The following is a 19,739-nucleotide window of genomic DNA, read 5'->3' as shown; positions in this document are numbered from 1 at the left end:
TTCATGCCACCTCCTTGTCGGTTACGAGCGGCAACCAGCGGTAGCCGATGTAGAAGAGCGCGATCCCCATGGCGATCACGCCGAAGAAGATCTGCCATTCGAAGACCGAGGGCAGGTAGTCGAAGCTCAGGCGGTTCACCGGCGGGATGGGGTCGGTGTAGCTGCGCTCGAGCCCCCTCAGCTCGGGGAAGACGAGTCCGGGGATGACCAGGTTCAGGCGCACCGCGAAGAAGGTCACGGTGATCAACAGGCTGGCCAGGGCGATTCCCAAAGGCTTCCGGTACCACACCAGCAGGACCAGCGGGATGAGCACGCCGAGCAGCACGTGCACGATCCAGAAGTTCCACCAGAACGGACCGAAGAGGACGTACATGAGCTTGTCGTACTCGGCGCCGATGCCGTACCACATCGGGATGGAGTACTCGGCCCACTCGAGCAGCGCATCGAGCAGCAGCAGACCCAGCACCACCTTGCCCAGGTAGCTCACCGTCTCCCGCCAGGCGGGGGAGCGGTTAGGCCAGAAGTACGCGACCACCACGGTCATCAACGCCCCGCCGGAGAGCAGCGCGCCGGTGAGGAAAAGAATGGGGTAGATCGGGGTATGCCAGAGGTCGCGGGCGATGACGGTGGCGAAGAGGGCGCCGACCCCGCCGTGGAACGCGACCGCCAGCGGAATGCCGATCCCGCCCAGCCAGGTGAGGTAACGCTGGTAGCGCGCCTTCAGCGCAGCGTCGCTGACGGCGTCCTTCCGGATCGCGTAGTAGAGCTCGACGACCAGCAGGATGAAGTAGGCCGTGTACAACCAGACCATCCAGGCCATCATGGAGTGGAAGTTGGGGCGGGTGAAGACGTAGAAGAAGCGTTCGAGGTGCCCCAGGTCGAACCAGATCGTGACCAGCGCCATCAGCAGGGTGACGATCGCCGTGAACAGCGAGAGCTTGGCGATGCGCTCGAGCTGCCGCACCCCGAAGACGTAGACCAGGCTGGAAAGCAGGAAGGCGCCGGCGGAAAGCCCGATGAAGTAGATGTAGGCCGCCACCCAGTGCCCCCAGGGCACGTACGAGCTGTAGTCCGCCAGCCGGTGGCCGTAGAGGAACCGATCGATCAGGCCCCACCCGCCGAACACGGCCAGGGCCAGCCAGGCTACCCAGCCCACCACCGACAACCATCCGTAAGGGTATTTCTTCTGTACCATGACCGCCTCCTCTAGACCAGGTAGTAGACCTTGGGCTCCGTACCCAGCTCTTCTTTGAGCCGCACGGCGTTGTTGCGCGCGATCAGCTCGGAAACCAGCGATTCGGGATCGTTGAAGTCGCCAAAGAAGGTGGCGCGGCCGATGCAGGTGGTCACGCACATGGGCAGCACGCCCTTCTCGACGCGGTGAATGCAGAAGGTGCACTTACGGGCGTTGCCCACCGGGCTTTGCGGGATGATGCCCTCGCCGCGCTCCCAGGTCTCTCCGTATTCGAAGTTGGGCAGCTCCTCGTAGATGCGGCCCGTCTCCAGCGCCAGCGGACCGTCCTTCCCGGCGGCGGCCGCGTCGGTCCAGTTCTCGCCGAAGTCGAAGGTGCGGGCGCTGTAGGGGCAAGCGGTGATGCAGTAACGGCAGCCGATGCAGGCGTCGTAGTCGATCTCGACGATGCCGTCCTTGCGCTTCCAGGTCGCCCCCACCGGACATACGGGCACGCACGGCGGCTTGTCGCACTGCATGCAGGGCCGCGGCAGGAACTTACGGTCCACGTTCGGATACTCGCCGACCTCCATGTCGATGACGGGGCGGTAAACCACGCCGGGCGGGAGCTTGTTCTCCATCACGCACCCTACGGTGCAGGCGTGGCAGCCCACGCACTTGCGGGTGTCGATGACCATGCCCCACCTGCGCTCCTCGATCGGTTTCGTTAACGCCCGCTGCAGGTCGCGCTGCATGCGCAGCAGCACGTCCTCCTGGGCCTCCGAACTGATCTTGAAGGGCGGCGGCGGCGTGGGTTCGACGCCGCCTGCGGGGGCCTGCGCCTCGACCTTCGCCCCGCCAAGCACCATGCCGGCGAAGACGGCAGAGGCCACCTTCTCCAAAAAGTCGCGTCGGTCCTCGTGGTTGGCCATAGCTTTCCCCCTTTCTTGCCCTCACCCTAGGGGGGGGTCGCGGCCTTGCGGGTCCGTCGGCCTCCCACGTTGCCGGGGAGGTTTGTCCCGGCCGATTTGTGGTTCAAACTCCCACAACGCGGCAGGACGTCCCTCCCGGCGACGATTCCACGGGTCGGCTAGGATAGGGGAAAGATGCGTCGAATCGCCGTTCTCTTCCTGCTGGTCCTGGCGGGGTGTTCGCCTCAACTCCCCAGCGTCCGGCTGGGGGAGCTCGACCCCACCGTTCCCGAGGTGCGCGTCCCGGACAGCGGCGAAGCGCTGGTCGTGGCGGTGGCCGGGATGCTCTCGCCCCGGGCTTCGGAACCCTACCGCCGCCTCGCTGCGGCGCTGGCCGAAAAGCTGGGGCGCGACGTGGTGGTGCTGCAGCGCCGCACCTACGCCGACGTGCTCGAGCTGTTGCGGGAAGGCACGGCGCAGGTGGGCTTCCTCTGCACCCTGGCGGCGGGGAAAGGCGTTTCCGAAGGCTACCTGCGCGCCGTCGCCGCCGGGGTTCCCTACGAGTACGCCCCCTACCGCTCGGTAATCCTCACCCGCGCCGACATGCAGGTGCGGGGGCTCGAGGACCTGGCGAACCGCCGCTTCGCCTTCGTGGACCCGCTTTCCAACACCGGCTTCGCTTGGCCGCAGCGCTACTTCCGGAACCGGGGGGTGGACGCCCGAACCTTCTTCTCGCAAACCGTCTTCACCTATTCGCACGACCGCTCCATACGCGCGCTGCTCGACGGGTTCGTCGACGCCGCGGCGGTCGACGGGATCGTGTACTTCGGCCTGCTTAAGGACGACCCCGGGCTGGAGCGCGAGCTGCGGGTGCTCTGGGAGAGCCCCGAGGATCCGCCCCCGCCCCTGGTCGTGCGCTCCGGGCTGCCCCAGGCGCAGGTAAACGACCTGCTCGCAGCCCTCACCTCGCTCGACAAAAGCCTGCTGAGCCCCCTGCACATTGCCCGGTTCACCCCTACGGACTCGGCGCCCTACCGGCGGGTCTGGACGCAGTTCCTGGAGGAGCCGCATGCCGCGCCGTAGCGTCAGCCTGCGCGCGAAACTGCTGGGGATCGTCGCGGTCACCTTTGCCATCGTGGGGGGCGGCCTGTGGCTTTCCGCCTACGTCATCCTCAACGATCAGGCGAACCACGCGCTCGACGCACGCATCGAGGGTCTGTCGAAGAGCCTGGCCGGCGAGCTCACCGACTACGTGCTGATGAACGACCTCTACACAGTGCGGCGCATCCTCAAGCGCGCCCAGCAGCAGCACCCCGACCTGGCCTACGCCTATCTGCTGAGCCCCGGCGGCGACCTGCTCACCCACACCTTCGACGGGGGTTTCCCGGACGCGCTCCTCGATCTGGGTCAGCGGGAACGGATCGCCAGCGAAGCCGGGCCGGTGCGCCAGCGGCAGGTGGAACTGCTCGGGGGGCAGGCGGGCAGCCTCTGGCTCGGTGTGTACGAAAACGTCGCACTGGACGGAGTGCGCCGCACCCTGGCCAACCTCGCCCTGGCCCTGCTCCTGGGCGGCCTTGCCGCCGCGCTGGTGGCGGGGTGGATGACCAAGGCTTTTCTCGCGCCGGTGCGCGGCATGGTCGCCGCGGTGGAGAACCTGGAAAAGGGCAGGCGCGCGCAGGTCCCGGTGCCGAACGACGAGCTGGGCGTGCTGGGTCGGGCCCTGGAGCGCTTTTCCGAGACCGCACGGCGAAGATCGCTCGAGCTGAGGACGCTCAACCTGCTGGGCCAGCGCCTCAACAAGACGCTGGACCCACAGGAAATGCTCCGGGCCACCTTGAACACGCTGGTGGAGACCCGCTGGTTCTCCTGCGCCGAGGCCCTGAGCCCCACCGCCGAGGGGGGCTCGCTCCTGCGCGTGGGCTGCAAGGTTGCGCCCTCGGAGTGCCCGGCGCTGCGGCAGCTGCAGCTGGGCCGGCCCGTCGAGGGCTTCCAGACGCTGGAGATCAACGAGGAGGTCGTGCTCGCGCTCTCGGGAGGCACGGCCAGCGAAGCGTTCCTGGCGGCGGTGGCCGACTACCTCAGGAACGGGCTCGAGCGGGCCCGGGTGCACGAGCACATCCGGGAAAAAGAGCTCGAACGCCGCCGCCTGCTCCAGGCCCTGCTCAGGGCGCAGGAGGAGGAGCGCGGGCGCATCGCCAAGGACCTGCACGACCAGGTCGGGCAGTCGCTCACCGCCCTCCGGCTGGGGCTCGAGGCGCTGGAGCCGGCTCCGCCCACGCTGCACGCCCTGAAGCGCCTCGTGGAGACGACGCTCTCCGACGTCCGCCGCATCGGCCGCGAGCTGCGCCCCGCCGCCCTCGACGAGCTGGGTCTTGAAGCCGCCCTCAGGCGGATGGTCCAGGAGATGGCCGGCTTCGCGGAGATCGAGAGCGACGTCTTCGTTCACTGCAGCCGCCCGCTTCCGCCCGAGCTCGAGACCGTGCTCTACCGCGTGGCGCAGGAGGCCCTGACCAACGTCGTGCGGCATGCCCGGGCGAAACACGTCTCGGTGCTGCTCAAAGAGCACAACCGCCACGTCCAGCTGGTGGTCGAAGACGACGGCACCGGCTTCGACCCCCGACGGGTGAGCGAGAGCAGCAGCGGCCTGATCGGCATGCGCGAGCGCGTCGAGCTGGTGGGGGGCGAACTCGTCGTCGAAAGCAACGCGGGCGAGGGAACCTCGATCTACGCCCGCGTCCCCCTCCCGGTGGAGGTCCGGGCATGATTCGGGTTTTTCTGGTCGACGACCATCCGGTGGTGCGCGCCGGGGTGCGGTTCATCCTCGAGCGCTCCGGCGAGGTCACCGTCGTGGGCGAGGCGATCTCGGGCGAGGAAGCGCTGGAGAAGCTGGCCAAAACAGCGACCGAGGTCGACCTCGCCATCCTCGACCTTTCCCTTCCCGGCATCGACGGCATCGCCTGCGCCCGCCGGCTGAAGGCACTTCGCCCCAACCTCAAACTTCTCGCCCTTTCCATGCACGAGGAGGCCGAATACGCCGAACGTTTCCTGGCCGCGGGAGGATCGGGCTACCTGGGCAAGAGCAGCATCGAGTACGAACTGATGGATGCGGTCAAAGCCCTGGCGCGCGGCGAGCACTACGTGCCCCAGGACCTGCTCTACGCCATGATCCAGCACCGGCAGGAGGAGCCGAGGCCCACGCCCGAGGTCCTCACGGCGCGCGAACGCTCGGTGGTCCGGGGCATCGCCATGGGGATGACCTACAAACAGATCGCCGCCGAACTGGAGCTGAGCGAAAAAACGGTGGCGACGTACCGGGAGCGGGCGGCGTCGAAGCTGGGCCTGAGCTCCCGGGCGGCGCTCACGCGCTGGGCCCTCGAGGTGGGACTACTGGACGAGACCTGAGTCGGCCGCCCGGCCGACACTCAACCGCGGTGAGGCAGCCAAAAACCAAGGAAGATCAGGGTCACGAGCAGCACAGGGGTGGTGAGCACCACCCCGGTCTTGAAGTAACGCCCCCATCCAACCTTGAACCCTTTTCGTTCCAGGACGTGCAGCCATAAGAGCGTGGCCAGGCTGCCGATGGGTGTAAACTTCGGCCCCAGGTCGGATCCGATCACATTGCCGTAGATCATCGCCTCGCGCACCGCCCCCGTAACGCTGGCGTGATCGATCGAAAGCGCCACGACCATTACCGTGGGCATGTTGTTCATGGTCGCCGACATTAGCGCGCTCAGAATCCCGGTGCCCAGGGCGGCCTCGAGCGGCCCTGAAGACCATCCCTCCAGCAGCCCGGCGAGGTATGCGGTCAACCCCTGGTTCCTGAGTCCGTAGACCACCAGGTACATGCCCAGACTAAAGAGCACGACCTGCCACGGCGCCCCACGCAACAACCTGCCCACCGACAGCCTGCGCAGGGAGGCCACCCCCAGAAGAATCGCGGCGCCGGCTCCGGCCACCAGCGATACCGGTACGCCAAGCGGACCCGAGTAAAAATAGCCTGCAAGCAAAACTACGAGCACCACGAAACCCAGGTTGAACACGACCGGATCACGAACCCCGCTCACGGGCGTGGGGAGCTTGCCCGTGTCGTACCGCTGCGGCACTTCTTTGCGGTAAAACCACCACAGTACCGCCAAGCTGGCCAACACCGCCACCGCGTTGACGGGAAGCATCGTCCGGGCGTACGCATCGAAAGAAATCTCGAAATAGTCGGCGCTCACGATGTTGACGAGGTTGGAGACCACAAAAGGAAGGCTTGCGGTGTCGGCAATGAACCCGGTGGCCATGACGAAGGCCAAACTGGCCGCAGGCGTAAACCCCAGGGCCAGCAGCATCTCCATGACGATGGGCGTGAGAATCAGGGCTGCGCCGTCGTTGGCGAACATTGCAGCGACCGCCGCACCCAGGAGCACCACCAACACGAACAGCCAGGCTCCCTTACCGCCGCCGATGCGCCCAACGTGCAAGGCCGCCCAGCGAAAGAACCCAGCCTCGTCCAGAACGAGGCTGATCAAGATGACGAAGACGAAAGCGAAGGTAGCGTCCCATACGAAGCCCCAGACCACAGGAACGTCTTCCAACCGCACCACGCCCAACACCAGGGCCAATCCGGCTCCCACCAATGCGCCCACGCCGATACCCAACCCCCGCGGCTGAACGACGACGAGAAGGAGCGTCAGGAGGAAAACAGCGAACGCCACCGCCATGCCGCCCATGCTACACCCGCGCTTTCGGGAGAACGTCCGTTCCTCCGCTACGTCAGGCGAAGGTCGCGCAGCACCACAGGTCCCCCACATGGCCGGGGTAGAGTCAGGCTATGCACGCCGGACGCTTCGTCATCACCGGCCTCCCCGGCACCGAGCTCTCCCCCGACCTGGCGGCCCTCTGGCGGCGCTACCGGGTGGGCGGGGTCATCCTCTTCCGCCACAACGTCGTCGGGCCCCGGCAGCTCAGGCGGCTGGTGGCCGACCTGCTCGAGGTGCTGGGGCCCAAAGCGCTCATCAGCGTGGACCAGGAGGGCGGGGCGGTGCTGCGGCTGCCCTTCCTGCCCAGCCCGCCGCCGGGGATGAGCCTGGGCGCGGCCGACGACCCGGAGCTGGCCCGCGCCGTGGGCGCGGCCACCGCCCGCGGCCTCGCCGCCTACGGCTTCAACCTCAACTTCGCGCCGGTCCTCGACCTGAACACCAACCCGGCGAACCCCGTCATCGCCGAGCGCTCCTTCGGGGTGGACCCGGAGCGCGCCGGCGAGCTGGCGCTGGCCTGGCACGAGGGGCACGTGCGCCAGGGGGTGGCCACGACGGGCAAGCACTTTCCGGGCCACGGGGACACGGCCGTGGACTCGCATCTGGGCCTGCCGGTGGTCCACAAGAGCTTGGACGCGCTGCGACGGCTCGAGCTGGTGCCCTTCGCGCGGGCCGCCGGCCGCGTCCCGGCGCTGATGACCGCCCACATCGTCTACCCCGAGCTCGACGGCGAGCTGCCGGCCACGCTCTCGCGCCGCATCCTCACCGGCCTATTGCGCCAGGAGCTGGGCTACGACGGCGTCGTCGTCAGCGACGCGCTCAACATGCGGGCGATAGCCGACCGCTGGGGCGCGCCCGAGGCGGCGGTGCGCTCGCTGGCGGCCGGGGCCGACCTGGTGATGCCGCTGGGCGACTTGGCGTTGCAGGCGGCCACGCTGGCGCGGGTGCAGGAAGCGCTTGACTGCGGCGAGCTGGACCGCCGGCAAATGGAGGCCGGCGCCGAACGCATCGAACGCCTGGCCGAGCGTTTTCCGGTACGCACCGGCCCCTACCCACAAGCTTTGCAGGCGGAAGACCGGGCGCTTTTCGTGCGCGCCTGGACGCGTGGCCTGACCACGGTGGGCGATGCCACCCCTCCGCCCCGGAAAGCGCGGCTGCGGGTGGTGGCCCAGGCCCGTCCCCCGGGCGACGGCGTTTCCGAAGCCGGGGCCAGCGGCGCCGCGCTGGCCCGCCTGCTCGCGGACTACTGGCCGGTGGATCCGGTCTTCGTGGAACGTCCCGAAGAGGTGCCCCGTCTGGGCCTCGCCAAGAGCGACGGCTTCGACCTGCTCGTCTCCAACAGCCGTCGCCTCTACCCGAACGAGACCTGGAACTGGCGACCCGACCTGCACGTGGCCCTGTGGAACCCCTTCGCCGCCGCGCGCGTGCCCGCGCCGGCCCTGCTCAGCTACGGATTTCGCCCGGAGGCGCTCGAGGCGGTGCTCGCCTGGCTGCGCGGCGAGGTCGAAGCCCGCGGCCGCCTCCCCGCGCCCCTGGGCCCGACCTGACGTTTTCCCTATCGTTCCCGACGCAGACCGGAGCCACGCGACGCATCCGGGGCGGGTCCTCTTCCCAACGTACCGGCCGTGGCGGCGCGCCACCTTCGGGCCCCCTCCGAACCAACCTCGAGATCATGGGTCAGGTCCGGGGCAGGCCTGGAATCTGAATGAGCACTGATGCAGCACCGGTCGCTCGAAAACGGGAGGGTGACGACGGTGCGTCGGTTCGCTCGTAGCTCGCAGCAACGGCAAGATCCCCGATCTCGGCGCTTCGCGCCTCGTCGGGGATGACGGAATGGGGGTGTGGGTGTAGGGCGTGGGGGGTAGGGGTGTGAGTACAAGCACAGGAGATGAAGAGGTGCGGAAGCATGGGTCTCCGCGACTCTGGGATAGCGAAGAAAAGGTTGGTGGACTTACGGCCGCTGCCGTTGGGCTTGCTCCTCGTTCAAACTCCTACCCACCACGCACCTCGTACCACGTACCACGCACCGCCGTTATCCGTCATTCCGGACGAGGGGGCCACGCGGCCCCCGAGAGCCGGAATCTTGCCGGGCGCGGCTGGGAAGCCAACGGTTAGAAGCACCGGCGCTGACGAAGGCGGCGCGTTGGCTCACTCGAAACTCGCAGGCACCTTAAGATCCCCGATCTCGGCGCTTCGCGCCTCGTCGGGGATGACGAAAAATAGGCGGGGTCGATTGGGGCATGCACCGCGAAGACGACCACCTGACGCGCTTACGCTTCGCGACGACCACGCGGGCCCCCCAGACCCGGCGCTTCGTACCTCGTCGGGGGTGACGCAAAAAGGTCGGGTGGTCGGCCGCGACGAGTCCCGGGTCGCGCGGCCTGCGGCCGCCGGCCCGGAGCGGCAAAGAAAGCGCCGACGGCCAAGCCCGCCTCGCCTGCCCGCGTCCTCTGCGGTATCGTGTTCCCGTGAACCGCACCCTCGTCATCGCGCACCGCGGCGCCCGCAGTCTGGCGCCCGAGAACACCCTGGCTGCCGCGCAGAAGGGCCTGGAGGTGGGGGCCGACCTGTGGGAGACCGACGTGGGGGTGACCGCCGACGGCGTGCTCATCCTCTTCCACGACGACAGCCTGAAGCGGACCACCAACGCCGCCGAGGTCTTCCCCGACCGCGCGCCCTGGACCTTCACCGAGTTCACCTTTGACGAAATCGAACGGCTCGACGCCGGCAGCTGGTTCGACCGCGACGACCCCTTCGGCCAGATCGCGGCCGGTCGGGTGAGCGCCGCCGAACAGGCCGCCTACGTGGGCCTCCGGGTGCCCACGGTGGAGGAGGCGCTCGTCTTTACCCGCGACCACGACTGGACGGTGAACATCGAGCTGAAGCGGCTGCCGCCGCCGCTCGAGGACTTCCCCATCGTTCCCCGCTTCTTCGAGGTGATGGACCGGGTGGGCATCGCGCCCGAGCAGGTGCGGCTCTCCTCGTTCGAGCACCGCTGGCTCGAGGAGGCGCGCGCGCTGCGGCCCGAGGTGGAGGTGCAGGCGCTGGTGGGGTTTTACCGCGACCGCCCCATCGACTGGGACGCGGTGGCGGAGTTTCAGACGGTCAACGCCCGCGCCACGCTGACGCCGCCCGAGAAGGTGCGCGAGCTGGTGGCGGCGGGCAGGCGGATCAACCTCTTCACCGTCAACGACGCAGAGGAGGCCCGCGCCTACATCGAGGCGGGGGTGACCGGCCTCTTCACCGACTTCCCGCAGGACCTGGTGCCGCTGGCCCACGCCGCGGCCGGAAAGGAAACGCCATGACCCTGAACTTCCTGATCGTCAACGGCTATCCGCGCGCTAGCCGGGAAAACTTCGACCGCTCCGACGTGGCCCACCCGCACGACCTCTACCGGCGCCTGCTCGACCGTTACGCGCCCGGTTCGACCTCGCAGGTCTTCTTCATCGCCGACCTGGAAAACCCGCTCCTCAGCCTGGACGAGGTGCGCGGCTTCCACGGGGTCATCTGGACCGGATCGGACCAGACCATCTACCACACCCACGAAGAAAAGGTCGCCCGGCAGATCGCCTTCGCACGCCGCGCCTTCCAGGCCGGCGTGCCCCAGTTCGGCAGCTGCTGGGGGGCACAGATGGCGGCGGTGGCCGCCGGGGGCAGGGTCGAGAAGAACCCGAAAGGCCGCGAGTGGGGCTTCGCGCCGCGCATCGAGCTGACCGCCGCCGGCCGCGAACACCCGCTCACCGCGGGCAAGCCCGCCGCCTTCCAGGGCATCGAGATGCACCTCGACCACGTGACCGAGCTACCCCCCACCGCCGAGCTGCTCGCCACCGGCGAGCACACCCGCGTGCAGGCGCTGGCCGTGGAGCACGAAAACGGCGCCTACTGGGCCACCCAGTACCACCCCGAGTTCGACCTCTGGGAGAACGCCCGCCTGATCGCGGCCCGCGCCGGGGCGCTGGTCAAGGAGGGCTTCTTCGAGAAAGAGGAGGACGTGCTGCGCTACGCCGAGGAGATGAAGGCGCTGTTCAAGAACCCGGGCGACGAGGCGCTGCGCCGCAAGCTGGGCGTGGACGAGACGTTGCTCGACGACCACGTGCGCCAGCTCGAGTTCGCCAACTGGCTCGAGCACCTGGTGCGGCCTTCGGCCTGATCAGACCTCGCCGCGCTCGGAGCAGGCTTGGCGCAACTGCCCTATCCAGTGGGCGCGCTCCTCGTCCAACAGCTGCTTCACTACGGTACGTACCACCACGTAGGTAAAGGCGGCGTTTACGAGCAAGATGGCCAGAAGGAACACCGGATCACCCCCCTTCGCCTTCGTCCGCCCGCCCTTTGGGCGCGGGCGGCGCCGCCGCCTCGCGGACGAGCTCCGCAAGTTCGTCGCGGTGGGCCGCCAGGAACTGCTCGAGCGCAGCCCGAACGGCCAACTTGACGAGCGCGTAGAAAGCCCAGATCAAGAGCGCCCACACCGCGAGAACGATCCACAGCTCACCGAGACCTATGTTCATGTTCCTTCCCCCCTCGAATTCCGCGCCGCCTCCGCGGCTGCGGCCCCCGGCTCGCTGGCCTTGCTATCCGGCCCGGTCCGCGCCGGGGTTTGCGCGAAGCGCGCAAGCTCCTGTTCCAGGACCTGGCGCAGGGCCGCGGCCACGACGAACCGCAACAGCGCGAAGAGTAGCCCCGCAAGCAGGGCCAGCCCGAGCACCCATCCGGAGACCACGACCGGAGCGGTGAACCAAACCGCCGCATCCAGTTCCATACGTGTTCCTCCTTGGAACAAGGATAAACCAAGAGCGCGCTTTCTGGCGAGCGCAGCGGCAAGGCTGGCTAACGCGCCTGTTTGAGGACCTCGGCGTCGTCGCCCATGAGCACGTCCACGCCCAGGCGGGCCAGCTCGCGCGCCGCCTGGGCGTCGTTCACGGTCCAGGTGGCCACACCCATGCCCTTCTTGTGCCAGCGGGCCACCCGGGCGGCGGTGACGAGCTGCCACTGGGGGTGCACGGCTTCGATCCCCAGCAGCTCGGCCATACGGCCGGTGTCGTAGACACGGAAGAGGTAGCCCAGGGGGATCTCCGGACGGTGTTCGCGCACCTTGAAAAGGGCTGCGGGGTCGTAGGAGGAAATCCAGACGCGCCCGTGCCCCGGCCACGCGGCCACCGCATCGGCGAGCTCGTGAGCACGCCCGTCTTCGAGCCCGGGAATGCTCTTGAGCTCCAGGTTGAGGAGGAAGTCGGGGTAGGGCTCGAGCAGTTCGAAGAGCTGCTCGAGGGTCATCATCTCCGGGCGCTGCTCCATCAGCTCGGCGTAGGTCATGTCCGAGATCAGCCGCAGGCCCACGACGAAGTCGTGGTGGATGACCAGCACCCCGTCCCTGGTGCGCTGCACGTCGGTCTCGATCCCGTCGAGCCCCGCCTCTACTGCCGCCAGGAAGGCGGCGCGGGTGTTGCCGTCGGCGAGCGTCGGCAGCCCGCGGTGCCCCAGCAGTACGGGGCGCTTGCGGTTCGCGAAGGGCAGCGTCGGCATGCTACTTTTCCTGGCTGAGCGCGAAGCCGCGGCTGAACTGCTCCTGGAGCAGCAGGAAGACGACCAGGGCCGGCAGCAGGGCGATGATCGCCCCCGCCATGACGATGCCCCAGTTGGTGGCGTCCTGCCCGCTGGTCATCATGCGCAGACCCACCTGGACCACCTGGCGGTCACCCTCGCGGATGATGATCAGCGGCCAGAGGTACTGGTTCCACATGTAGACGAACTGGATCACGGCCATCGCCGCCACCACATTGAGCGACATGGGCAGCAGGATGGCCCAGGCGAACCGCAGTGGCCCCGCGCCGTCGATCTTAGCGGCGTCGACCAGGCTGGTGGGGATCTGCAGGAACTGCTGGCGGAAGAGGAAGGTACCCGTGGCCGAAGCCAGGAAGGGCACGATCAGCGCCGCGTAGGAGTTGGACCAACCCAGCTTGGTAACCAGGTCGAAGAGCGCGACGATCATGATTTCGGTGGGCATCATCAGGGTGAGCAAAATGAAGGTGAAGACGGCCCCCTTGAGCGGGAAACGGAAGTAGACCAGGGCGAGCGCCGCCATGAACGAGATGATCGTCTTCCCGACGGTCACGGCGATGGCGATGTAGAAGGAGTTCTTCATGTAAACGCCCAGGTGGAACTGGTTCCAGGCGATCGAGTAGTTCTCGAGCATCGCGGTGCCGAAGGTGAAGCGGGGCGGATAGCTGAAGATCTGCGCCGGAGTCTGGGTCGAGAAGATGAACGCCAGCAGAATGGGCGCCGCCACCACCAGCACCGAGAGGATCAGCAGCACGTGAACGATGAGGTTGCTCAGGCGTTTGCGCTTCACGTTAGCCTCCGTAGTGGACCCGGCCCTCGCCGACGCGGAACTGAAGGATGGTCAGGAAGACGACGGCGATGAAGAGGATCACCGACTGCGCCGCCGCCATGCCGGTCTTGTAGTACTCGAAGCCGTCGCGGTAGATGTTGAAGATCAGGATGTTCGTCGCGTTGCTGGGGCCGCCCTTGGTGAGCAGGTCGACGAAGGGGAAGGCCTCGAAGAAGGCGTAGATGGTGTTGATGATGAGCAGGAAGAAGGTCATGGGACTGAGCAGCGGGAAGGTCACCCGCCAGAAGCGCTGCCAGGGGGTGGCCCCGTCGATCAGTGCGGCCTCGAGCACCTCGCCGGGCAGGTTCTGCAGGCCCGCGATGTAAAAGACGACGTTGTACCCCACGTTCTTCCACACCGCCACGAAGACCAACAGCCCCATGGCCAGCGTGGGGTTGGTGAGCCAGTCGGGGGCGATGCCGAGCGTAATCGTGAGCAGGTAGTTCACGATCCCCGACTGGGGGTTGAACATGAAGAGGAAGATCACGCCCGCAACGGCGGGGCTGAGCGCGTAGGGCCAGATGAGGAGCAGCCGGTAGATGCGCCAGCCGGAAACCTTCTGGTTGGCCAGGATGCTGAGCGCGAGCCCCACCGCCATCGAGAAGATGACGACGAAGAAGGCGAAGATCACCGTGTTCTTGAAGATCTGCAGGTACTCGGGGTCGCTGAACAGGATCTTGTAGTTTTCGATTCCGACAAAACTCTTGGAAAGCCCTAAAAACGCCACCTGGTAGAGCGACAGCACGAAGGTCTCGATGGTGGGGTAGTAGAGGAAGAGGATCAGGATGACGAAGGAGGGAAGCAGCAGAACCCAGGGCAACCAGCGGCTTTTGTAGGCGGCGTGCGTGTCCATGTTGGTATTTTCCCTGTTGTGGCCTCGAAAAAGAAGGGGGAGGCCCGGCACCTCAGCGGTGCCGGGCCTCGGGCGGGCTTACTTCTTGACCGATGCGTTGTAGCGCTTGAGCGCCTGGTCGGCCTGCGCGTCGGCCTCGGAAAGGGCCTTGGCGAGGTCCTTACCCTGGAAGATCTCCTGGACCATGTTCTCGATGATCGTGCGGATCTCGGGGAAGGGACCGATCAGCGCGCCCTGGGTGGCGCGGTTGGCCTTCGACTGCAGCAGCTGGTCGAACGCCGCGCGGTAGGCGGGGTTGCGCTCGAACCAGTTCTGCCATTCGAGCACCTTCACCGAGGTGTTCAGCACCGGGAAGTAACCCGTGCCCTTGTGCCAGCGCACCATGTTCTCGGTGTTGGTGAACCACAGCAGGAAGGTGAGGGCCGCTTCCTGCTCCTCCTGCGGGTGCCCCTTGGTCAGCCACAGCGAGGCGCCGCCGACGACGGTACCGTTGCGCTCGACGCCGTCGGGAACGGGGAGGAAGCCGGTGCCCAGTTCGAAGCCGTTCTCGAAGGAGGCGTTCTGCATGAAGGTCACGTCGGAGGTCGAGGTGATCTCCATGGCCGCCTGCTGGCTGACGAAGAGCTGGTTGGCGCCGTCCCAGTCCTCGGGCTTGCCAGTGTAGGTGTAGTAGCCCTTGTCGTAGAGGCCCTTCCACCACTTCATGATCCGCTTCATCGCCTCGGAGTCGATGAAGACGTCGGTGGCGCGGGCGGCGCGGCCGTTCTCGTTGTTGGCGAGCAGCGCGCCCTGCTCGGCGACCCACTGTTCGACGAACCACGAGTGCAGCGGCCAGGTGATGCACTTGGGCGCGGCCTTGCTGGCGATGATCTTCTCACACGCCTGGGCCACTTCGTTGAAGGTCTTGGGCGGGTTCTCGGGGTCGAGCCCGGCCTTCTTGAAGATGTCCTTGTTGTAGTAAAGGATCGGGTTCGAGGAGTTCCAGGGGATCGAGTTGAACTTACCGCCGATGCGGTAGTAGTTCGCCACCGGCTTGATGTAGTCGTCGAGCTGGAACTTCAGGTCGGCGGGAACGTAGTTCTCGATGGGAACGAAGATGCCCGAGTCGAGCGCCAGCTGGCTGCCGACCTCGAAGATCTGGACGATGTGCGGCGCGTTGCCCTGCTTGGCCGCCAGAATGGCCGCGTTCAGCGTGTCGCGGTAGCTGCCCTTGTATTCGACTTTGACCTCAATGCCGGGGTGGGTGTAGTTGAAGTCCTCGACGGCGCGCTGGATGAAGGCCGTACGCCCGCCACCGAAAGCGTGCCAGAAGGTGATCTGCACCTTTTCGGCCGCAAAGGCAAAACCGAGGAGCGCCGAGAGACCGACTACCGTTGCTAATCGCTTCATAATGCTACCTCCTTTTCTTGCGAGACTCAGTATACCGCGTCCCGAAGGCAAACATAAAGCCCCTGCGTCATCCGGGCGTCGGTCCCGGCGCCTTCCAGAACAGAACAGCGAGGAGGAAGACCAGCTCGGTGGTCTCGACCGCAGCCCCGTAGACGTCGCCCGTGAGCCCGCCGCCCAGACGGCGGGAGGCCCACAGCGCGAAGCCCAACGCCCACGCACCGGCGACCACGGCCGGCCCGGGGGCCAGCAGCGCGAGGGGCGCGGCGAAGAGGAGCCCCCAACCCCACGCCCCGCCGCGGACGCCCGCGCCCAGGCCTCCGGGGCGGGCCGGGCGGAACAAGCCGAGCAGCGGCAGGATCCAGGCGCGCGCGGCCACCGGGGCCAGCGCCAGCGCCCCGAGCCCCGGGCCGGCGGCGATCGCCTGCCACTTGAGGATCAGGAAGACCGCGCCCACGCCCAGCGCAAAGCTGCCGTGGTGCACGTCCGCCAGGATCTTCAAACGCTCCCCGGGCGGGCGGGGCGCGAGCAGCGCGTCGGCGCTGTCGAGCAGGCCGTCGAGGTGGAGCATCCCCGTGACCGCGAGCCACGCGGCCAGCACCACAGCCGCCTCCACCCCGGGGGGCCACGCCCCGGCCAGCGCGGCCACGACCACGAGCACCCCGCCCACGACCCAGCCGACGAGCGGATACCAGAAGACGGAGCGGCGCAGTTCCTCCGCCGTTGCGTTTCCCGTGCGCGGGATCGGCAGCGTGGTCAGGAAACCCAGGGCGAACCAGAAGGGCCGCAGGCGTTTCATCACCCCACGATACCGACCTAGCCCTCGCTCACCCCGGCCTCGTCGAAGGTGGCCATGCCCCCGAGCACCGCGGCGGCGGCCCGCAGCACCGGGAAGGCGAGGACCGCGCCGGTGCCCTCGCCCAGGCGCAGGTTCAGATCGAGCAGGGGCTCGAGCCCCAGCGCCTCCAACTGCCGCGTGTGCCCCGGCTCGAGCGAGCGGTGGCCGGCGAAGAGGTAGCCGCTCAGGTTGGGTTCGAGCCGGGCGGCGAGCAGCGCCCCGGCGGTGACGGGGAAGCCGTCGGCGACGACGGGCAGACCCGCCGCGGCTCCGGCCAGGAAGACGCCCGCGGCGGCGACGATCTCGAGGCCGCCGAGCTGGGCGGCCACCTCCAGCGGGTCGGCGCGCTCGAGATCGCCCAGCTCGCCCCGGGCGCGCTCGAGCGCCCGTTCCACGACCTGCACCTTGCGGGCGTAAGCCGCGTCGTCCACCCCGGTGCCCCGGCCCGTCACCTCGGCCGCCAGCAAACCCAGCAAGGCGGCGGTGAGCGCCGCGGCGGCGGTAGTGTTGCCGATGCCCATGTCGCCGGCGGCGAGCAGGGTGGCCCCTTCGCTGACCGCTCTGCGGGCGGCGTTCTCCCCCGCCTGCAGCGCCGCCAGCGCTTCGGCGGGGCGCATCGCCGGTTCGCGGACAAGGTTGCCGGTGCCCGAGCGCACCCGTGCCGGTATCAGGCGTTCGTGGGCCGGAAACTCGGGGCCGCGCACGCCCACGTCGAGGACGTAGACCTCGGCCCCGGCCACGCGGGCGATCTGGTTGACGGCCGCGCCGCCGGCCAGGAAGTTCTGCACCATCTGCGGGGTCACCTCGGCGGGGTAGGCCGAGACGCCCTCGGCCGTCACCCCGTGGTCGGCGGCGGCGACCACCACCGCACCCGGTCCCAGCCGCGGCTTTTCGCTGCGCTGGATCGCCGCGAGGCGGACCCCCGCCTCTTCGAGCCGCCCGAGCGAACCGGGGGGCTTGGTGAGGCGGAGCTGGCGGGCGCGGGCACGTTCGAGGAAGGCTTGGTCGACGGGGAGTAGGTGGCTCATGGCTCCAAGATACCGCCACGCCCCCCTCCGGCGCTCAATTGGTTTATACTCGCTGCAAGAAACCGGGAAACGAGGAGGACGGCCATGGCAGGAAACGAAGTCTTCTTGGACACCGGCGCCCTTGAAGTGCTGCACAAGCTGACCGAGGGCGAGTTCACCGCCCCCGCGCTCGCCGACGCCACGGGACGCGCCCTGGCCCGCATCGTGCGCGACCTGAACCGCCTCGAGCGCCACGGCCTGATCCAGGTCGTGGGGCAGAGGGGCGAGCACAAGGTCTACAAGGCGACCGGCCGCTCCGCGAACGCGACGGCGGATACCGCCAAGCACCTGCTGGAGCACCTCAAGACCGGCATGGACAAAATCGCCCGGGGCAAGGCCGAGGGCACGATGAGCGCGGTCTTCTTCCGCACCACCGAGGAGCGGGCGCGTGAGGTCTTCGACCTGATCCAGCAGCTGCGCGAACGCATCGCCGAGGTATCGGCGGAGGAAGAGCCGGAAACGGGTCCGCTGGTCACCGTCTTCTTCGGCGGCTGGAAGGAGTAGCTAGACCGACGGCCGCGTCACCCGCCCCGCCACCGCGGCGCGGCGGGCGCCGGTGGTGTGGGGCAGCACGTTGGGCAGGTTCAAGAAGCGCAGGTAACCCAGCACCGCGAAGGCCAGCGCCTCGCGGGCCAGGGGGTCGAGTCCCAGCTCCTCGAAGCTGCGCACGGGCACCGGCAGCCCCGCGCGCAGACCCGCCATCAGGGTGCGGTTCTTCGCGCCGCCCCCGGCCACCCAGACCTCGTCGAGGCCCCGGGGAAGGACGAAGTCGCGGTAGGAGTTCACGATGGTGCGCACGGTGAAGGCGGTGACCGTGGCCACCAGGTCGGCGTCCGCGAGCCGCTCGGCGAAGGCCAGCCGCTCGAGCCGCCAGACCTCGCGCCCGGTCGACTTGGGCGGGGGCCGGCGCAGGTAGGCGTGGTTCAGCCAGACCTCCACCAACGCCTCGTCCACCCGCCCCTCGGCGGCGATGCGGCCGCCCTCGTCGTAACGTTCGCCCATGCGCGCCGCCGCCTCGTCGATCAGGCAGTTGCCGGGGCCGGTGTCGAAGGCGAGCACCCCCGCGGCGTCGCGGCCGGGCAGGTAGGTGAGGTTGGAGATGCCCCCCAGGTTGTGGATGCTGCGGCGCACCCCCTCCTCGCCGTAGAGAAGCAGGTCGGGGTAGGGCACGAGCGGCGCCCCTTCGCCGCCGGCGGCCAGGTCGGCGGGGCGGAAGTCGTGGACGACCGGCACCCCCAGCGCCTCGGCGAGCCAGCTGGGCTCGCCCAGCTGCCAGGTGACCCCGGGAGGCTCGTGCCAGACGGTCTGCCCCGCGAGCGCGGCCAGCTCGACGCGCCCCCGGAAGGGCGCGGCCGCCTCGGCGTAGAAGCGGCCGAGGTCGTGGTGCAGGTGCGCGAGGTCGCGCGGCCCCAGCACGCGGTTTTGCTGCGCCTGGCGCACCCGGGCGAAGAGGCCCTCGGGGTAGTCGGCGTGCCGGCGCTCCAGCACTTCGTAGACCAGCTCCGGGGGCCGTCCCTCCAGCCGTGCCAGCACCAGGTCCGCGCCGTCGGCGCTGGTACCGCTCATGAGGCCCAGAACGATCACGGTTCGGACCGAAGCTCGGCGACGAAGTCGTAGCGGTCGCCGCGGTAGTGGCTGCGGGTAAACTCGAGCGGCCGGCCTCCGGAGAGGAAGCTGACGCGCTGGATGTAGAGCACCGGGTCGCCGGGGGCGAGCCCCAAGAGCCGCGCCTCCTCTTCGGGCGCGGCGACCGCGCGCAGCCGCTGCAGCGCCCGCACCGGCCGCAGGCCGCGCGCCTTCAGGTAGGCGTAGAGCGAGTCGCCCACGGCCTCGGGATCGGGAACGAACTCGGCCGGCAACACCGCCGACTCGATGGCCATGGGCAGACCGTCGGCGGTGCGCACGCGGGTGATCCGCGCCACCGAGGCCCCGGGCGAGAGCGAGAGGGCGAGCGCCTCCTCCGGCGTGGCCTGGCCCAGCACCCGGCGCACCTGGCGCGAACCCGGCTCCATGCCGCGGGCGCGCATGTCCTGGCTGAAGCCGCTGAGAAACGAGAGCGGCTGCTCGAAGCGGCGCGCCACGAAGGTACCCGAGCCCTGCCGGCGCACCAGCACCCCCTCGGCCACCAGGCTGTCGAAGGCCTTGCGTACGGTCAAGCGCGAAACACCCAGCAGCTCGGAAAGCAGGCGCTCGGCCGGCAGCGCGCCGCCGGGCTCGAGCTGACCGGAACGGATCATCCGCAACACGTGCTCCCGCAGCTGCTGGTAGAGCGGCAGTCCGCCCCCGTCGTCGAGCTGCAGGCGCGACCAGATCTCGTGGTTGGGTTTGGGGCCTGGCATGGTCCCGAGTATACCACTCGCATACCATTCGCCTTGCCCCGCCCCTA

General features: G+C 68.4%; 20 protein-coding genes. 7 read left to right on the top strand and 13 right to left on the bottom strand.

Annotation, left to right across the window (positions count from 1 at the left end; translation table 11 throughout):
- Nucleotide 1: 1 nt before the first annotated feature.
- Together nrfD and HNQ05_RS06100 are read right to left on the bottom strand one after the other, a co-directional pair.
- The gene (gene nrfD, locus HNQ05_RS06105) at nucleotides 2-1,195 is read right to left on the bottom strand and encodes an NrfD/PsrC family molybdoenzyme membrane anchor subunit (RefSeq protein ID WP_147146977.1); all 1,194 of its coding nucleotides are present in this window, start codon (nucleotides 1,193-1,195) and stop codon (nucleotides 2-4) included.
- Nucleotides 1,196-1,206: 11 nt separating this feature from the next.
- Nucleotides 1,207-2,103: a 4Fe-4S dicluster domain-containing protein gene (locus HNQ05_RS06100; protein ID WP_147146975.1), complete on the bottom strand. Its 897-nt coding sequence runs from the start codon at nucleotides 2,101-2,103 to the stop codon at nucleotides 1,207-1,209.
- A gap of 174 nt (nucleotides 2,104-2,277) precedes the next feature.
- Here HNQ05_RS06100 and HNQ05_RS06095 point away from each other — a divergent pair, with 174 nt between their 5' ends.
- From HNQ05_RS06095 to HNQ05_RS06085, 3 genes are read left to right on the top strand one after another with little or no spacing between them, the layout of a single operon-like run.
- Nucleotides 2,278-3,165: a PhnD/SsuA/transferrin family substrate-binding protein gene (locus tag HNQ05_RS06095; protein ID WP_147146973.1), complete on the top strand. Its 888-nt coding sequence runs from the start codon at nucleotides 2,278-2,280 to the stop codon at nucleotides 3,163-3,165.
- Nucleotides 3,152-4,846 (top strand): sensor histidine kinase, encoded by a 1,695-nt coding sequence (locus tag HNQ05_RS06090; RefSeq protein WP_147146971.1) that lies wholly within the window; start codon nucleotides 3,152-3,154, stop codon nucleotides 4,844-4,846. The genes HNQ05_RS06095 and HNQ05_RS06090 overlap by 14 nt, the downstream gene beginning before the upstream one ends.
- The gene (locus HNQ05_RS06085; RefSeq protein WP_147146969.1) at nucleotides 4,843-5,484 is read left to right on the top strand and encodes a response regulator; all 642 of its coding nucleotides are present in this window, start codon (nucleotides 4,843-4,845) and stop codon (nucleotides 5,482-5,484) included. The genes HNQ05_RS06090 and HNQ05_RS06085 overlap by 4 nt, the downstream gene beginning before the upstream one ends.
- A gap of 20 nt (nucleotides 5,485-5,504) precedes the next feature.
- Here HNQ05_RS06085 and HNQ05_RS06080 read toward each other — a convergent pair whose 3' ends face one another.
- Nucleotides 5,505-6,788, bottom strand: a complete 1,284-nt coding sequence (locus tag HNQ05_RS06080) for an arsenic transporter (RefSeq protein ID WP_147146967.1) — start codon at nucleotides 6,786-6,788, stop codon at nucleotides 5,505-5,507.
- A gap of 110 nt (nucleotides 6,789-6,898) precedes the next feature.
- Here HNQ05_RS06080 and HNQ05_RS06075 point away from each other — a divergent pair, with 110 nt between their 5' ends.
- The 3 genes from HNQ05_RS06075 to HNQ05_RS06065 all read left to right on the top strand — a co-directional run bounded on the left by HNQ05_RS06075 (nucleotide 6,899) and on the right by HNQ05_RS06065 (nucleotide 10,974).
- Nucleotides 6,899-8,371 carry a glycoside hydrolase family 3 protein gene (locus HNQ05_RS06075; RefSeq protein WP_147146965.1) on the top strand — a complete coding sequence of 491 codons (1,473 nt, stop codon included), beginning with the start codon at nucleotides 6,899-6,901 and terminating at the stop codon, nucleotides 8,369-8,371.
- 921 nt (nucleotides 8,372-9,292) lie between these two features.
- Nucleotides 9,293-10,129 carry a glycerophosphodiester phosphodiesterase gene (locus HNQ05_RS06070; protein ID WP_183677656.1) on the top strand — a complete coding sequence of 279 codons (837 nt, stop codon included), beginning with the start codon at nucleotides 9,293-9,295 and terminating at the stop codon, nucleotides 10,127-10,129.
- Entirely contained in the window at nucleotides 10,126-10,974 is an 849-nt protein-coding gene (locus HNQ05_RS06065; protein ID WP_147146960.1) for a type 1 glutamine amidotransferase, read from the top strand. Before HNQ05_RS06070 ends, HNQ05_RS06065 begins: the two co-directional genes overlap by 4 nt.
- A 148-nt stretch (nucleotides 10,975-11,122) precedes the next feature.
- Here HNQ05_RS06065 and HNQ05_RS06060 read toward each other — a convergent pair whose 3' ends face one another.
- The 8 genes from HNQ05_RS06060 to cobT form a co-directional block, all read right to left on the bottom strand.
- Nucleotides 11,123-11,329: a hypothetical protein gene (locus HNQ05_RS06060; protein ID WP_147146958.1), complete on the bottom strand. Its 207-nt coding sequence runs from the start codon at nucleotides 11,327-11,329 to the stop codon at nucleotides 11,123-11,125.
- Nucleotides 11,326-11,580, bottom strand: a complete 255-nt coding sequence (locus tag HNQ05_RS06055; RefSeq protein ID WP_147146956.1) for a hypothetical protein — start codon at nucleotides 11,578-11,580, stop codon at nucleotides 11,326-11,328. Before HNQ05_RS06055 ends, HNQ05_RS06060 begins: the two co-directional genes overlap by 4 nt.
- Nucleotides 11,581-11,648: 68 nt before the next feature.
- Nucleotides 11,649-12,344 (bottom strand): glycerophosphodiester phosphodiesterase, encoded by a 696-nt coding sequence (locus tag HNQ05_RS06050; protein WP_147146954.1) that lies wholly within the window; start codon nucleotides 12,342-12,344, stop codon nucleotides 11,649-11,651.
- A 1-nt stretch (nucleotide 12,345) separates the two neighbouring features.
- Nucleotides 12,346-13,170, bottom strand: coding sequence for a carbohydrate ABC transporter permease (locus tag HNQ05_RS06045; RefSeq protein ID WP_147146952.1), 825 nt, complete (start codon nucleotides 13,168-13,170; stop codon nucleotides 12,346-12,348).
- 1 nt (nucleotide 13,171) lies between these two features.
- A complete protein-coding gene (locus HNQ05_RS06040) occupies nucleotides 13,172-14,062 on the bottom strand; it encodes a carbohydrate ABC transporter permease (protein ID WP_147146950.1) in 891 nt (296 codons plus the stop codon).
- A 78-nt stretch (nucleotides 14,063-14,140) separates the two neighbouring features.
- A complete protein-coding gene (locus HNQ05_RS06035; RefSeq protein ID WP_147146948.1) occupies nucleotides 14,141-15,451 on the bottom strand; it encodes an ABC transporter substrate-binding protein in 1,311 nt (436 codons plus the stop codon).
- A 67-nt stretch (nucleotides 15,452-15,518) separates the two neighbouring features.
- Nucleotides 15,519-16,247, bottom strand: coding sequence for an adenosylcobinamide-GDP ribazoletransferase (locus HNQ05_RS06030; RefSeq protein ID WP_147146946.1), 729 nt, complete (start codon nucleotides 16,245-16,247; stop codon nucleotides 15,519-15,521).
- 17 nt (nucleotides 16,248-16,264) lie between these two features.
- On the bottom strand, nucleotides 16,265-17,314 hold the full coding sequence (cobT, locus tag HNQ05_RS06025; protein ID WP_147146944.1) for a nicotinate-nucleotide--dimethylbenzimidazole phosphoribosyltransferase: 1,050 nt from the start codon (nucleotides 17,312-17,314) through the stop codon (nucleotides 16,265-16,267).
- An 84-nt stretch (nucleotides 17,315-17,398) separates the two neighbouring features.
- Between cobT and HNQ05_RS06020 the strand changes: the two genes are divergently transcribed.
- A complete protein-coding gene (locus tag HNQ05_RS06020; RefSeq protein WP_147146942.1) occupies nucleotides 17,399-17,857 on the top strand; it encodes a helix-turn-helix domain-containing protein in 459 nt (152 codons plus the stop codon).
- Here the strand turns inward: HNQ05_RS06020 and HNQ05_RS06015 are convergent, their stop codons facing one another.
- Nucleotides 17,858-18,937: an anhydro-N-acetylmuramic acid kinase gene (locus tag HNQ05_RS06015; protein WP_147146940.1), complete on the bottom strand. Its 1,080-nt coding sequence runs from the start codon at nucleotides 18,935-18,937 to the stop codon at nucleotides 17,858-17,860.
- Nucleotides 18,934-19,692 carry a GntR family transcriptional regulator gene (locus tag HNQ05_RS06010; protein ID WP_147146939.1) on the bottom strand — a complete coding sequence of 253 codons (759 nt, stop codon included), beginning with the start codon at nucleotides 19,690-19,692 and terminating at the stop codon, nucleotides 18,934-18,936. Before HNQ05_RS06010 ends, HNQ05_RS06015 begins: the two co-directional genes overlap by 4 nt.
- Nucleotides 19,693-19,739: the final 47 nt, after the last annotated feature.

Source organism: Oceanithermus desulfurans (genome assembly GCF_014201675.1).
GTDB classification, from domain to species: domain Bacteria; phylum Deinococcota; class Deinococci; order Deinococcales; family Marinithermaceae; genus Oceanithermus; species Oceanithermus desulfurans.
This window is presented reverse-complemented; position numbering and strand designations above follow the sequence as displayed.